This is a genomic window from Mesorhizobium abyssinicae (genome assembly GCF_049887195.1).
Classification (GTDB): domain Bacteria; phylum Pseudomonadota; class Alphaproteobacteria; order Rhizobiales; family Rhizobiaceae; genus Mesorhizobium; species Mesorhizobium abyssinicae.
The window spans coordinates 221,188-235,207 of the sequence record NZ_JARAKC010000008.1 but is presented as its reverse complement, the minus strand read 5'-3'; the positions used below and the strand labels follow the sequence as shown (position 1 = coordinate 235,207).

The window sequence follows — 14,020 nt, the reverse complement described above, 5'->3', positions numbered from 1 at the left end:
CGGAACTCTAGCTGAAACCACTTCAGCCGAAACCAGGTCAGGTGGCTCTCATCCAAGGCGCGATCGCCACCGACGCCTCGCCGCCAAACGGGTGGACTTAAAGCATGACCCCGGAATCGTCGCCGATTTCCGGGGTCATGCACGAGGGGCGCCAGGCGGGGGTTCCGGCGCGCCTCAATGGCCTCCACCACCGCCGCCGGCCTGGTCGGCCGGCTTGCGGATGAACAGGACGAACAGGCCGAGCGTGGCGAACAGCACCGTCAGCATGTAGAACACGTCCATGAAGGACAGCAGCGATGCCTGCTGCTGGACCATGCCGGACAGCTTGGAGATCGCCGCCTTGGTGGCGTCGAGGCCGGCGGTCTGCTCGAAGTTCATGGTCATGTTCTGCAGCTTCTGCTGCGCTTCGGCGCTGCCCCACTGCACATGCTCGGCGAGCCTGGCATAGTGGAAGGCGTTGCGGTCGATCAGCACCGTGTTGATGACGGCAAGGCCGACGGCGCCGCCGAGGTTGCGGGTCAGGTTGAACAGGCCAGACGCATTCTTCAGCCGCTCCGGCGGAAGCGTGCCGAGCGCGATGTTGTTGATCGGCACCATGCACAGCATCATCGAGCAGCCGCGCAGGATCTGCGGGATGAGCAGCTCGTAAAAGTCCCAGTCGGCGGTGAGATGCGTCATCCACCAGGTGCCGGTGGCGAAGCCGAAGAAGCCGATCATCATCATCAGCCTGAGATCGATCTTGTTCGACAGGATGCCGGCAACGGGCGCTGTGAAGAACATCGCCAGGCCGCTGACGAACAGCGCTTCGCCGATCATCATCGAATCGTAGCCGCGGATACGGCCGAGGAACACCGGATAGAGATAGGTCAGCCCATAGAGGCCGATGCCGACGACGAAGGAGAACAGCGAGCCGAAGGCGAAGTTGACGTTGGTGAAGGCGCGCAGGTCGACGATCGGCTCCTCGGCGGTGAAGGCGCGCCAGAAGAACAGCACTGCGCCGATGGTCATGACGGCGGCGCAGAGGAACACCGCCTGGTCCTGCAGCCAGTCGTTGTTCGGGCCTTCCTCCAGCACATATTCCATGCAGCCGAGGAAGGCGGCCATGCCGGCGAGGCCCCACCAGTCGAACTTCGAGAACAGCTTGAGGTTGGGCTTGTCGAAATCGATCAGCGTCCAGGCCGCCGTCGCCACCAAAATGCCGGGCACGACATTGATCAGGAACAGCCAGTGCCAGGACATGGCGTGGCTGATATAGCCGCCCACCGTCGGGCCGATGGTCGGCGCCAGCGTCGCCACCAGGCCGATCATCGGCGAGACGACGGCGCGGCGCGACGGCGGGAAGATGGTGAAGGCGGCAGCGAAGACGCTGGGGATCATGCCGCCGCCGATGAAGCCCTGGATGGCGCGGTAGACGATCATCTGGTCGATGTTGGTGGCGGTCGCGGCCAGCGCGCTGGCCGCAGTGAAGCCGGCGGCAGCGATTGTGAACAGGACCCGCGTCGACAGCATTCGGCTGAGGAAGCCGGACAGCGGGATCATCACCACCTCGGCGATCAGATAGGCGGTCTGCACCCACGGGATCTCGTCCGAGCTGGCGCTCAAGCCCGCCTGGATCTCGGCCAGCGAGGCCGAGACGATCTGGATGTCCAGGATCGCCATGAACATGCCGAACACCATCGCCAGGAAGGCGATGACGCGGCGAACCGGCATATGGTCGGCCGGCAGGGCGGGTGCCGCCGGCCGTGCCGGTATCGATCCTGCGGTGACGGTTGCGGTTGCCATGTCATGGCCTCCCTGCGGCAATTCCAGGAAAGGCGCGCAGCGGCTTTCCGTCCGGAATTGCGTCGAAACAAATACCTGGGCTGGCTGGGCGGCCCGGCGCTCGACAAGCCGCCGGGCCGCCCCCCAAAAGTGCCTAGTTGGCAGTCGCGGCCGGCGCGGTGCGGCTGTCTGCGGCGACGATGACGCTGAGGCCGGCGCGCAGCTTGCCGGTCGTCAACACGTCGGCCGGCACGTCGATGCGGACCGGAACGCGCTGCACCACCTTGGTGAAGTTGCCGGTGGCGTTTTCCGGCGGCAGCAGCGAGAACACCGCACCCGAAGCCGGCGCCAGCGACGACACCGTGCCTTCGAAGCTCTGGCCGTCGATCGCATCGACCGTGATGCGGACCTTCTCGCCGGCCACCAGCCGGCCAAGCTGCGTCTCCTTGAAGTTGCCGACGATGTAGAGCTTGTCCATCGGCACGACGACGGCGAGCTTCTGGCCGGGGCTGACGAGGTCGCCCTGCTCGACCGAGCGGTTGCCGACGACGCCGTCATAGGGCGCCTTGAGGACGGTGAAGGACAGATCGCGCGCCGCCTTGTCGCGGCCGAGCTGCAGCGAGGCCAGCGTGCTTGCGGACTCCGCGCGCTGCGCTTCGAGCACACCGATGTTGGCCTGCGCGGCGGCGATCTGCGCGTCGGCGCCGACAAGCGCCGCCTTGGCCTGGTCGAGCGCGGTCTGCGCGTCGTCGAGCTGCGCCTGCGTGCCGACATGGGTCTTGAGCAACTGCGCCGCGCGGTCCTGGGCGCGCGCCGCATTGTCGGCCGCGGCCTGGTCGGCCACCTTCGACGCCTGCGCCTGCTGCAGCGACGCTTGGGCAGCCTTGGTCTGCGCGTCGATGCGGTCGAGCGTCTTCGCCAACGTGGCGATCTGCGCCTCGGCCTGGGCAACGGCTATCTTGTAGTCGCCGTCATCGATGGTCAGCAGCGGGTCGCCGGCCTTCACCTGCTGGTTCTCGCTCACCAGGACCTTATCGACATAGCCGGAAATCTTCGGCGACACGAACGACATGTCGGCCTGGACATAGGCGTCGTCGGTTGAGATCATGAAGCGGCCGTCGGTCCAGTAGTCGTAGCCGTACCAGCCGGCGGCGCCGAGCAGCCCAAGCCCGATGATGGGCAGAAGCAGGGAGCGCACCGAACGCTTCTTCTTGGCGGGCGCCTCGGCAGGGGTCACGGTGGCGGGCTGCGGAAGCGCTTCCGGCGCTTCGGTCGATGGTTGGACCTTGGCGTTGGGAAACGTGCGAACTTCGGCGGTGGCGGGCGCGTTCGAGGACATGATATCTCTCAGCAGGTTTATATGAGGAAATTCTGTTATACTGAACCGTTCGGTTCGATCTGGAGATTGACTTAGCGCTAAAACAGGCCCATATCAAGAGGCAATCGAACCGGTTGGTTCGAATTATTTTGCGAGGTGTGACTTTTATGGGCGAAACAGTGTCGGACCCCGGCAACGACCAGTGCGACGTGCTGGACAGCCTGCGTCGCGGCCGCCCGGCGGCCGGGCAGGATCCGGTCAAGCGCAGCCAGATCATCGAGGGCGCGCGCCGTGTCTTCATCGACAAGGGCTTCGAGGCCGCGTCGATGAACGACATCACCCGCGAGGCCGGTGTCTCCAAGGGCACCATCTATGTCTACTTCGCCAACAAAGAAGAGTTGTTCGAGGCGCTGATCGAGGAAGAGCGCGGCACCATCTTCAAGAACATGTACGAGATGCTCGATCGCGCCGGCGATCTGCGCGAGACGCTGGTTAAGTTCGGCAAGGTGCTGTCGCTCAAGATCACCTCGGCCAAGGTCATCCAGGCGCAGCGTACGGTGATCGGCGCGGCGGACAGGATACCCGACATGGGCGCCCGGTTTTACGAGCGCGGCCCGAAACGCGGCCATGACAAGGTCATGGCCTTCCTCAATGCCGCCATCGAGCGCGGCCTGCTCAAGATCGACGATGTCGATCTTGCCGCCTATCAGTTCACCGAACTCTGCCTGGCCGGTATTTTCCGGCAGTGCATCTTCTCCTACCGCACCAAGGCCCCCAGCCAGGAGGAGATCGACCATGTCGTCAGGTCGGGCGTCGGCATGTTCCTGAAGGCCTACGGCACCGAGAGGCTCGCGGCCGAGGAGCGGGCGCAGTTGGCATGAAAAACTGAAGCGCGCGGAGCGGTGCGAAGGATAGCGACGTGCCTTGACGACGCGAGGCAGACAGCGCCGTAACCGGCCTCGATGTCCGCTGGGCACGTCCGTGCCCCAGCCTAAATCGGCTGTCGATCGGAGCTCTCCGGAAGAGCTTGTTAACCATCGGTTCCTATGTCTCGGGACACGTTTGTTCGACGAATCTCGAGTGTGACATCCATGCGTTTTACCCGTGCCAATCCTTCCGGCGCTTCCCCCTACGGCGACAACGATGGCAGTCATCCGGAAGATGCCCGGCACCATGGCGCGGCCGCGCCGCCGCAGCGGCAAACCGGGCAGGTCGTCACGCTGCGAGCCGCCGATGAAGGCGATTCGGACGCCGCCGCCTCGTTGGATTCGACTGAAGGCGGCGAGTTCGGCCGCCCGACCTGGCAGCAATATTTCTTCCTCGCGCCCAATGTGCGTTTCACCCGCACGCCGGAGTCCGACAAGCGGCCCACGGCGCAGCCGGATGATGAACCACCGGCCAAGGCGACGCCTTCCCGCGGCGATTCCGTCCGCCCCGCGCCGTCGGCCCCCCGGCCGGTCGCGCCGGCCCGGGAAATCCTTGCTGCGCCCTCTACTGCTTCGACCAAGCCGCCGCAGGCCATCGTCAAGCCGCCGCAGGCCATCGCCGCTCCGCCGCGGGCGGTCGCCACGCCGGCGCAAAAGGCGCAGCCGCCGAAATTCCGCTGGTCCTATCTTTCCGATGATGCGTTTTTCGAATTCAGCATGCCCTTGCTCGCCGAGCGCCTGGCGCGGGCTCGCCTGAACGAATCGTCGCCATCCCCCGCCTCCGCGCCGGTGCATCCTCCGGCGCGACCGATCCGGTCCGGATCCGCCTCCCCGGGCGAGGCAATTTCGTCCTACCGCATCATCGAATGGCGTTCGAACGGTCCGGCCGCAAGCCCTGCACAGGCCGGCACGCCTGCCGCACGGCCTGCTTCGGTGGAGATTGAACCTCGCGCGCCCGCAGCGGAGCCCGCCGCGCCAATTTCCGTTCCAAAGAGTGCCAGGACCGCGAAGCGCGCGCCGTCTCTGCCCGCCGCCGGCAAGGTGGTGCCGTCGGCCGCCCCGTCCGGCTACGAGCTTCCGTCCGAGGACCTGCTGCAAATGCCGCCGGAGGGCCAGGGCTTCTACATGTCGCAGGAGCGGATGGAACAGAACGCCGACCTGCTCGAAAGCGTGCTGGAGGATTTCGGCGTCAAGGGCGAGATCATCCATGTCCGGCCTGGTCCGGTCGTCACGCTCTACGAGTTTGAGCCGGCGCCTGGCGTGAAATCCAGCCGCGTCATCGGCCTGGCCGACGACATCGCCCGCTCCATGTCGGCCATCTCGGCGCGCGTCGCCGTCGTGCCCGGCCGCAACGTCATCGGCATCGAACTGCCCAACGAGACGCGCGAGACGGTCTATTTCCGCGAGCTGATCGCATCGGCCGGCTTCCGCAACACGTCGTGCAAGCTGGCGCTGGGCCTCGGCAAGACGATCGGCGGCGAGCCGGTCATCGCCGACCTGGCCAAGATGCCCCATCTGCTGGTCGCTGGCACCACCGGCTCCGGCAAATCGGTCGCCATCAACACCATGATCCTGTCGCTGCTCTACCGGATGAAGCCGGAGGAATGCCGCCTCATCATGGTCGACCCAAAAATGCTGGAACTGTCCGTCTATGACGGCATCCCGCATCTGCTCACGCCCGTCGTCACCGATTCCAAGAAGGCCGTCACGGCGCTGAAATGGGCAGTGCGCGAGATGGAGGACCGCTACCGCAAGATGGCGCGCCTCGGCGTGCGCAACATCGACGGCTACAACCAGCGCGCCGCCACCGCCCGCGACAACGGCGAGGTCGTTGTCATGCAGGCGCAGGTCGGCTTCGAGAAGGGCACCGGCGAGCCGCTGTTCGAGGAACGGGAAATCGACCTGGCGCCGATGCCCCACATCGTCATCATCGTCGACGAGATGGCCGACCTGATGATGGTGGCCGGCAAGGAGATCGAGGGCGCGATCCAGCGGCTGGCGCAGATGGCGCGCGCCGCCGGCATCCACTTGATCATGGCCACGCAGCGCCCCTCGGTCGACGTCATCACCGGCACCATCAAGGCCAATTTCCCCACTCGCATCTCCTTCCAGGTGACGTCGAAGATCGACAGCCGCACCATCCTGGGCGAGCAGGGCGCCGAGCAGTTGCTGGGCCAGGGCGACATGCTGCACATGGCCGGCGGCGGTCGCATTGTCCGCGTCCATGGCCCCTTCGTCTCCGACCTGGAGGTCGAGCATGTCGTGGCGCATCTGAAGGCGCAGGGACGTCCGGAATATCTCGAAACGGTCACCGCCGACGAGGAGGCGGAAGAAGAGGCGGCCGACGCGGGTGCCGTCTTCGACAAGGGCGCGATAGCCGAGGAGGATGGCGACGCCCTCTATGAGGAAGCCATCAAAGTGGTCAAGCGCGACAAGAAATGCTCGACCTCCTACATCCAGCGCCGCCTCGGCATCGGCTACAATCGCGCCGCATCGCTGGTCGAACGCATGGAGAAGGAGGGCCTGGTCGGCACGCCCAACCACGTCGGCAAGCGTGAAATCCTGGCCGGCCGGCGGGACCACGCGCCGGAGCGCGATGAGACGGATTGATCTGGATCGGGGATGCGGCCGGGCGCCGGTCTTGCTTAACCGGACGCGCTTTCGCGGCGGGTGCGTCAGCCGCCGTTGGCGGCCAGCACGATCGCGGCGCGCAGTTCCTCCAGCCCGTCGCTCTTTTCCGACGACGTCGCCAGGACGAACGGGAAGGCGGCCGGCCGCTTCTTGATCTTCGCCAGCGTCTCCTCGATCAGCCGCGGCACGCCGGCCGCCTTGATCTTGTCGGTCTTGGTCAGCACGATCTGGTAGGAGACTGCCGCCTTGTCGAGCAGCGACAGCACCTCGTCGTCCTTGGCCTTGATGCCGTGGCGGGCGTCGATCAGCACATAGACGCGCTTCAGCGTGACGCGGCCCTTGAGATAGTCGAAGATCAGCTTCGTCCAGTCGTCGACCTTTTCCTTCGGCGCGCTGGCATAGCCGTAGCCCGGCATGTCGACCAGCGCCATCGGCGGCAGGTCGGCGCCTTCGCCGGAAAAGCCGTCCGGCACGAAATAGTTGAGTTCCTGCGTGCGCCCCGGCGTGTTCGAGGTCCGCGCCAGCCCCTTCTGGCCGACCAGCGCGTTGATCAGCGACGACTTGCCGACATTCGAGCGGCCGGCGAAGGCGATCTCCGGCGGCCCTTCCGGCGGCAGGAACTTCATCGCCGGCACGCCGCGGATGAAGACCCAGCCGCGGGTGAACAGGTCGGTGCCGATCACGGTCTTGTCCATCAGACGGCTGCCTCCAGGCGGGCAATGTCGGCGCCCCTGATGGCGTCGAGGTTGCGGCCGATCTTGTCCACCGGCCAGTTCCACCAGCATGCCATCAGCAACCGCCGGATCGTCTTGTCGTCGAAGCGCATCTTCACCACCTTGGCCGCGTTGCCGGCAACGATCGCATAGGCCGGCACGTCGTGCGTGACAACCGATTTCGCCGCGACGATGGCGCCGTGGCCGATTGTCACCCCGGGCATGATCACCGCATCCATGCCGATCCACACATCGTTGCCGACCACCGTGTCGCCGCGGATCTCCTTCGCCCATGTCTTCGGGTCGAAGCCTTCCTCCCAGCCATGGCCGAAGATGTTGAACGGATAGGTCGAGAAGCCCGACATTGCGTGGTTGGCGCCGTTCATGATGAAGCGCGCGCCTTCGGCGATGGCGCAGAACTTGCCGATGATCAGCTTGTCGCCGATGAACGGATAATGGTGCAGCACGCAGCGCTCGGCGAATTTGTCCGGCCCGTCCGGATCATCATAGTAGGTGAAGTCGCCGACCTCGATGTTGGGCGCGCTGACCAGTCCTTTCAGGAAGCCGACGCGCGGATGCATCGGGATCGGGTGCTTGATGTTGGGATTGGGTCCGGTCATCGGCTGGCTCCGTCCACACTTGCAGCATACGGAGCTTAGGGACGGGCGGCGACCGGGTCTACCCGCGCTGTTGAAGCCGGGGTCCCGCGAAGCAGCGCGGTGACCCCGGCCTGCCGGACGACCTCCCAAACACCGGCGTCGCTGCGCCGGAAGCCGTCGCGGCCTCTTGGGGAGGACTGAGAAAGCTACGGACTATGCCGAGCCCGAGTTTCCGGGCGCCAACAAAAAACCCGGACGAGCCGGGTTTTTCGAAGACAATTGATCGGGCTGCCGGCTATTCCGCCGGCGAGGGTTTCTTGCGGAACAGCGCCGCCAGATTGTCCCACAATTCGATCTTGGCCCCCTGCCGCTTCATGATCACGCCCTGCTGCAGGATCGACAGCAGATTGTTCCAGGCCCAGTAGATGACCAGGCCGGCGGGGAAGCCCGCCATCATGAAGGTGAAGATGATCGGCATCCAGGTGAAGATCGCGGCCTGCGTCGGATCCGGCGGCGTCGGGTTCATGCGCATCTGCAGGAACATGGTGACGCCCATCAGCAGCGGCCAGACGCCGATCATCAGCATGTGCGGCAGCGTCATCGGGATCAGGCCGAACAGGTTGAAGATCGAGGTCGGATCGGGCGCGGCAAGGTCCTGGATCCAGCCGAAGAACGGCGCGTGCCGCATCTCGATAGTGATGTAGAGCACCTTGTAGAGCGAGAAGAACACCGGGATCTGCAGCGCCACCGGCCAGCAGCCGGCCAGCGGATTGATCTTCTCGGTCTTGTAGAGCTCCATCATCGCCTGCTGCTGCTTCATCTTGTCGTCCGCGTATTTCTCGCGGATCTCGAGCATCTTCGGCTGCACCTTCTTCATGTTCGCCATCGACGCGTAGGACTTGTTGGCGAGCGGGAAGAAGATGGCCTTGACGATGACGGTGGTGGCGAGGATGGCCAGGCCGAAATTGCCGAAGAATTTGTAGAGCGTGTCGATCAGCCAGAACATCGGCTTGGTGATGAAGTGGAACCAGCCCCAGTCGATCAAGAGGTCGAACCGCTTGATGTGGCGGTCCTCGGCGTAGGCGTTGATCTTGGCGACTTCCTTGGCGCCGGCGAAGACCTCGGTCTCGACCGTTGCCGACTGGCCGGCATCGACATTGATCGCGTCGGTCAGGAAGTCGGACTGGTAGCGGTGGCGGCCGTCCTCGAAATAGGCGTAGCGCGGCTGGAACGGCTGCTTCTCGGTCGGCACCAGCGTCACCGCCCAGTATTTGTCGGTGATGCCGAGCCAGCCGTCGGTCGACTTGCCGGGCTGGGCCTGCTTGTCTTTCTCGATCGAGGCGTATTTGTGCTCCTGCAGGCCTTCCGTGCCGGTATAGCCGATCAGACCCTCATGCAGCACATAGGTGCTGGCGACGGCGGGCTTGTCGAAGCGGGTGACGCGGCCGTAATTGAACAGCGAGACGGGCGCCGTACCCGAGTTCTGCACGGTGTCGGAGACCGTGAACATATAGTCGTTGTCGACCGAGACGGTGCGCTTGAAGGTCAGGCCCTTGTCGTTCGTATAGGTCAGCGTCACCGGCGTCGACGGCGTCAGCGTGGCGTTGCCGTCGACCGTCCACACCGTATCGGCGCCCGGCACCGCGCCGGTCTTGTCGTTGCCGACAAAGCCGATCTCGGCGAAATAGCCGTTGGGCAGTGCCGACGGATTGAGCAGTTCGATCTCGGGCGAGTTCTTGTCGACGGTCTCGGTGTAATGCTTGAGCTTGAGGTCGTCGAGGCGCGCGCCGGTGAGGTTGATCGAGCCTTCGAGGCTCGGCGTGTCGATCTTGACGCGGCTGGTCGCGGCCAGCGCCTGCGCGCGGCCGGCCGCCGTCACGGCCTCGCCGCCGGGAGCGCTCGGAATGGCGCCGGGCGCGGGGGCCGGCGTGACGGCAGTACCCGGATTGGCCGCTTCGGCCGCCTTCTTCTGCTCGGCCTGCCGCTGTTCCTCGATGCGGGCCGCCTCGCGCTGCTGCTCGACGCGCGGGTTCATGTAGAACACCTGCCACAGCGTCAGGATCAGCACCGACAGCGCGATGGTGATGAAGAAATTGCGGTTGTTTTCCATCGAAGCCCTTGGCCTATCGTGTTCCGCACAGTCGGCGGGAAAGCTCGGCCTTCAACTGGCCGAACGGAATGGCGAGCACGTCTTCACGCCCGACGATGACATAGTCATTGCCGGGCGCCATGTCATCGGCCGCGTGCGTGCGCACGGCTTCTCTCAGCCGGCGCCGGACGCGGTTGCGCACGACCGCATTGCCGACCTTCTTGGTGACGGTGTAGCCGACGCGCGGCGACAATCCGTCGCCACGGTCGAGAACCTCGACGAGGAAAAGCCGCCCGCGGCGCTTCTCGCCGCCGCGGACAGCCAGGAAATCCGCGCGCTTCAGAAGCCGCTTGGGATGTGCTCCCACTGGCTTGCCGGTTGCGGGCAACGATCTCGTCTTCCGTTCAGGCGCTGAGCCGCTTGCGGCCGCGATTGCGGCGGGCTGCGACGACGCCGCGACCACCCTTGGTGGCCATGCGAGCACGGAAACCATGCCGGCGCTTGCGGACGAGTTTGGACGGTTGGTAGGTACGCTTCATTTGTTTTAATACCGCGGGGTGCGGCCCTTCTTGATTCTGTCACTCTGTAACAGGAGCTTTGCCGGGCCAGTTTAGGCGCGATCGAAACCGCGCCGGGACGAATGGCCCGAGCGTGAGCGGGCTTATAGAAAGAAGGGTTTTGGAAGTCAATCCGGCGCCGCTGCGCCCTTTGTCGCGATCGCGCGGTGGATGTTTTTTATCCGGCACGGATGAAATTGGCAAAAAAGCCGCAATCGCCTAATCTTCGCTATCAAGTGTTTGTGAAGACCCTGAAGCATGACTGAAGCCCAAGCCACGGACGACAGGGCCGGCGCGGCGAGCACCGCCGCCCGCACGGTGCCCCTGTCGCGCGGCCTGTCGACCAAGCTTCTTCTGCTCACCATCGTCTTCGTGCTCTTGGCCGAAATCCTGATTTTCCTGCCCTGGATCGCCAGCTACCGGGTGAGCTGGCTGAAGGAGCGGTTGGGCACGGCGGCCGCGGTGTCGATCGTGCTGGTGCAGGGCGAGCCCAACTCGCTCTCGCGCACGGCCCAGAACGACGTTTTGATGGCGATCGGCGCCAAGGCGATCGCCGTGCGCGACGGCGGCGTCTCGCGGCTTTTGGTGGTGTCCGAGATGCCGCCGCAGGTCGACGAGCACATCGACATTTCCAAGGTCGGCATGATCGACGGCATGACCGGGGCGCTCGACACGCTGTTCTTCGGCGGCAAGCGCATGCTGCGCGTCTTCGGCCCGGTCGGCGAGAGCGACAAGGAATTCGAGCTGATCATGCCCGACTACGCCTTGCGCAGTGCCATGCTGGTCTATTCGCGCAATGTCGCCTTCGTCTCGCTGCTGATCTCGCTGTTCACCGCCATGCTGGTCTATGCCGCGATCGACCTGATCATGATCGGCCCGATCCGCACCATGACGCGCTCGATGCTGTCCTTCTCCGAGGCGCCCGACGACCCCGGCCGCATCATCCGTCCCGCCGCCCGCGCCGACGAGATCGGCGTCGCCGAACGCGAGCTGTCGCAGATGCAGGAACGGCTGCAGAAGATGCTTTCCGAGCAGAAGCACCTCGCCGATCTCGGGCTCGCCGTGTCGAAGATCAACCACGACATGCGCAACATCCTGGCCTCCGCGCAGCTGATGTCTGACCGCCTGCGGCTGGTCAAGGACCCGACCGTGCAGTCCTTCGCGCCGAAGCTGCTGCGCGCGCTCGACCGGGCCGTGTCCTATTCGGAAGGCGTGCTCGCCTATGGCCGCACGCAGGAGCCGCCGCCGTCGCGCCGCCGCGTCCGGCTGCACCAGCTGGTCGAGGACGTGCACGGCCTGCTCGACATCGATGAGGGCATCGATTTCGTCAACGGCGTCGAGCATGCCTTCGAGGTCGATGCCGATTCCGACCAGCTGTTCCGCGTGCTCACCAATCTCTGCCGCAACTCGGTGCAGGCGATGGCGGCCGACACCGAAAGCGCGGTCGTGCGCCGGCTGGCGGTCTCGGCCGAGCGCCTGGGCAGCGTCAGCCGCATCGTCGTCACCGACACCGGGCCCGGCCTGCCGCCGAAAGCGCGCGAGAACCTGTTCGCCGCTTTCCGCGGCTCGGCGCGCAGCGGCGGCACCGGGCTGGGGCTGGCCATCGCCTACGAGCTGATCCGCGCCCATGGCGGCACGGTCGAGCTGGTCGAATCGATCGGCGGGCGCACCACCTTCGCCGTCACCATCCCCGACCAGCCGGTCCGCCTCGACCAGGCCCGCGGAAGTTTGCGCCGACCGGCCTAGTCCGGACAAAAAGCACCTGCGACAAAACTTTTGCCGGATCGGCTTGCTTTTCGGAAATTCAGTCGTTAGGGAACACGTCTCGTCGCGGCCGGTCGTCACGATCGGATCGCGGGGCTATGCAAAGCATGGCCTGTTGCGCGCCCGTAGCTCAGCTGGATAGAGCACCAGACTACGAATCTGGGGGTCAGGAGTTCGAATCTCTTCGGGCGCGCCATTTCACCATCGATGAGTTGAACTCCTCCGCTAGGGCAACGAGCAGGTCGTCACCTACCCGCAATCCGACACCTCCTCAAACAGCTTGATGGCCCCTGGGTTGCCCCAGTTCGCGGCAGGCGTCAGGAGCTTCAATTACTTGAACTCAAACAATTCGATCAGGTTGCCCGATGGGTCTTTCAGAAGCCTGGTTCGACCGGCCCCCGCTTCGCTGATTTCGCCCCTGAATTCGGCCCCTTGGGTGTTCAACCGGCTGATGAGCCCATCCAGGTCCTTCGTGATGATCATGAACCGGTTCCAGCCGCCGGGCTCCGGAGTGCCGCCGGCTGTTCCTCCACTACCCGCTCCGGGGGCGCTCAAGTAGAGCGTCAGATCATCACGAACGAGCGCTGCGAACTTGCCGGGATTGTGCATGTTCACAGAGAACTCGAGTCTGTCGCGATAGAATTCGACCGACCTATCGACGTCCGTCACGATGTAGCGGATGGAGGCCATTGCGCGAGCTCCGTCTTGACCGCACAGCGTCACCTGCAAACGCGCGGATCAGCGTGGCGTTCCAACAGCGCCCGGAACAGCCTGACATCGAGTTGACGGCGATCAGCGCGCAGGACAGTTATACGGACGATCCACGCTCACCTTCTTGACCGTCTCTCGAACTCCTGCGTGTCAGTTGACATATATTCAAGATAGATATATGTAACTTGCGTAATAGATACGAGACACGTCAATGAGCGAGACCGATTTCCTCAAGGATTACGACCCCAGCGCATTCCAGCGTCCCTCGGTGGCGGTCGACCTCGTCCTGCTGGGGCTGTGCGACGGGCGCCCCACGGTCCTGCTGCTCAGGCGCGACCAGCATCCGCACGCAGGCCGCTGGGCGTTGCCGGGCGGCTTTGTCGGCATCGACGAGTCCCTCGATGCCGCTGCCGCGCGGGTGCTGCGCGAGAAGGCCGCTATTGAGGGTGCTCGCCTCGAGCAGCTCTACACCTTCGGCGCGGTCGATCGTGACCCGCGCATGCGCATCGTCAGCGTTGCCTATCTCGTTCTGCTGACCGAGACGGCCTTCGACGCGGCCGCGCGGGCGATGCCGGCTTTGCTGCCCGCCGCGATCCATGTGCCCTGGGCCGGCGAGGCCGGCGGTCCGGTCAACGTGCTGTCGCCGGACAACGAAAAGCTCACGCTCGCCTTCGACCACGCCGACATCCTGGCGATGGCGATGCTCAGGCTGCGCGGCAAGCTCGATTATTCCGACGTCGCCTTCGCGCTGCTGCCGGAACTGTTCACGCTGCGGCAGCTCCAGGATGTGCACGAGGCGATTCTCGGCACATCGCTCAACAAGCCGGCCTTTCGCCGGCGGCTGCTCGATAAGGGCTGGCTGGCGGCGACCGGCGCCTATGAGGCGGGCACCGCCTACCGACCGGCAGAACTTTACCGTTTCCAGCGTCCGTAACCGATTGAGGGAGAGAC

The 14,020-nt window shown here is 65.0% G+C and carries 12 protein-coding genes and 1 tRNA gene; 5 read left to right on the top strand and 8 right to left on the bottom strand.

Annotated elements, in window-relative coordinates; genetic code table 11:
• Nucleotides 1-174: 174 nt before the first annotated feature.
• Both PU724_RS19635 and PU724_RS19630 read right to left on the bottom strand, forming a co-directional pair.
• The gene (locus PU724_RS19635) at nucleotides 175-1,782 is read right to left on the bottom strand and encodes a DHA2 family efflux MFS transporter permease subunit (protein WP_320321169.1); all 1,608 of its coding nucleotides are present in this window, start codon (nucleotides 1,780-1,782) and stop codon (nucleotides 175-177) included.
• A gap of 133 nt (nucleotides 1,783-1,915) precedes the next feature.
• Complete coding sequence (locus tag PU724_RS19630) at nucleotides 1,916-3,100, bottom strand: HlyD family secretion protein (protein ID WP_354420479.1); 1,185 nt, start codon at nucleotides 3,098-3,100, stop codon at nucleotides 1,916-1,918.
• A gap of 146 nt (nucleotides 3,101-3,246) precedes the next feature.
• Between PU724_RS19630 and PU724_RS19625 the strand changes: the two genes are divergently transcribed.
• Both PU724_RS19625 and PU724_RS19620 read left to right on the top strand, forming a co-directional pair.
• Complete coding sequence (locus PU724_RS19625; RefSeq protein WP_354420478.1) at nucleotides 3,247-3,960, top strand: TetR/AcrR family transcriptional regulator; 714 nt, start codon at nucleotides 3,247-3,249, stop codon at nucleotides 3,958-3,960.
• A 210-nt stretch (nucleotides 3,961-4,170) separates the two neighbouring features.
• Complete coding sequence (locus tag PU724_RS19620; RefSeq protein WP_354420477.1) at nucleotides 4,171-6,615, top strand: DNA translocase FtsK; 2,445 nt, start codon at nucleotides 4,171-4,173, stop codon at nucleotides 6,613-6,615.
• Between the two features lie 65 nt (nucleotides 6,616-6,680).
• Here PU724_RS19620 and yihA read toward each other — a convergent pair whose 3' ends face one another.
• The 5 genes from yihA to rpmH all read right to left on the bottom strand — a co-directional run bounded on the left by yihA (nucleotide 6,681) and on the right by rpmH (nucleotide 10,576).
• Nucleotides 6,681-7,331 (bottom strand): ribosome biogenesis GTP-binding protein YihA/YsxC, encoded by a 651-nt coding sequence (yihA, locus tag PU724_RS19615; protein WP_354420476.1) that lies wholly within the window; start codon nucleotides 7,329-7,331, stop codon nucleotides 6,681-6,683.
• On the bottom strand, nucleotides 7,331-7,969 hold the full coding sequence (locus tag PU724_RS19610) for a CatB-related O-acetyltransferase (RefSeq protein ID WP_135860232.1): 639 nt from the start codon (nucleotides 7,967-7,969) through the stop codon (nucleotides 7,331-7,333). Before PU724_RS19610 ends, yihA begins: the two co-directional genes overlap by 1 nt.
• 274 nt (nucleotides 7,970-8,243) lie before the next feature.
• Nucleotides 8,244-10,058 carry a membrane protein insertase YidC gene (yidC, locus tag PU724_RS19605; RefSeq protein ID WP_320321173.1) on the bottom strand — a complete coding sequence of 605 codons (1,815 nt, stop codon included), beginning with the start codon at nucleotides 10,056-10,058 and terminating at the stop codon, nucleotides 8,244-8,246.
• 13 nt (nucleotides 10,059-10,071) lie between these two features.
• Nucleotides 10,072-10,425, bottom strand: coding sequence for a ribonuclease P protein component (gene rnpA / locus PU724_RS19600; protein WP_354420475.1), 354 nt, complete (start codon nucleotides 10,423-10,425; stop codon nucleotides 10,072-10,074).
• 16 nt (nucleotides 10,426-10,441) lie between these two features.
• Nucleotides 10,442-10,576 carry a 50S ribosomal protein L34 gene (rpmH, locus tag PU724_RS19595; RefSeq protein ID WP_008833937.1) on the bottom strand — a complete coding sequence of 45 codons (135 nt, stop codon included), beginning with the start codon at nucleotides 10,574-10,576 and terminating at the stop codon, nucleotides 10,442-10,444.
• A gap of 276 nt (nucleotides 10,577-10,852) precedes the next feature.
• Between rpmH and PU724_RS19590 the strand changes: the two genes are divergently transcribed.
• A complete protein-coding gene (locus tag PU724_RS19590; protein WP_354420474.1) occupies nucleotides 10,853-12,340 on the top strand; it encodes an ATP-binding protein in 1,488 nt (495 codons plus the stop codon).
• Between the two features lie 137 nt (nucleotides 12,341-12,477).
• A tRNA-Arg gene (locus tag PU724_RS19585) sits at nucleotides 12,478-12,554 on the top strand.
• 134 nt (nucleotides 12,555-12,688) lie between these two features.
• Here PU724_RS19585 and PU724_RS19580 read toward each other — a convergent pair.
• Nucleotides 12,689-13,048 carry a VOC family protein gene (locus PU724_RS19580; protein WP_354420473.1) on the bottom strand — a complete coding sequence of 120 codons (360 nt, stop codon included), beginning with the start codon at nucleotides 13,046-13,048 and terminating at the stop codon, nucleotides 12,689-12,691.
• Nucleotides 13,049-13,280: 232 nt separating this feature from the next.
• On the opposite strand from PU724_RS19580, the gene PU724_RS19575 reads away from it, so the two are divergent.
• Nucleotides 13,281-14,003: an NUDIX hydrolase gene (locus PU724_RS19575; protein ID WP_354420472.1), complete on the top strand. Its 723-nt coding sequence runs from the start codon at nucleotides 13,281-13,283 to the stop codon at nucleotides 14,001-14,003.
• The last annotated feature ends 17 nt before the right edge of the window (nucleotides 14,004-14,020 follow it).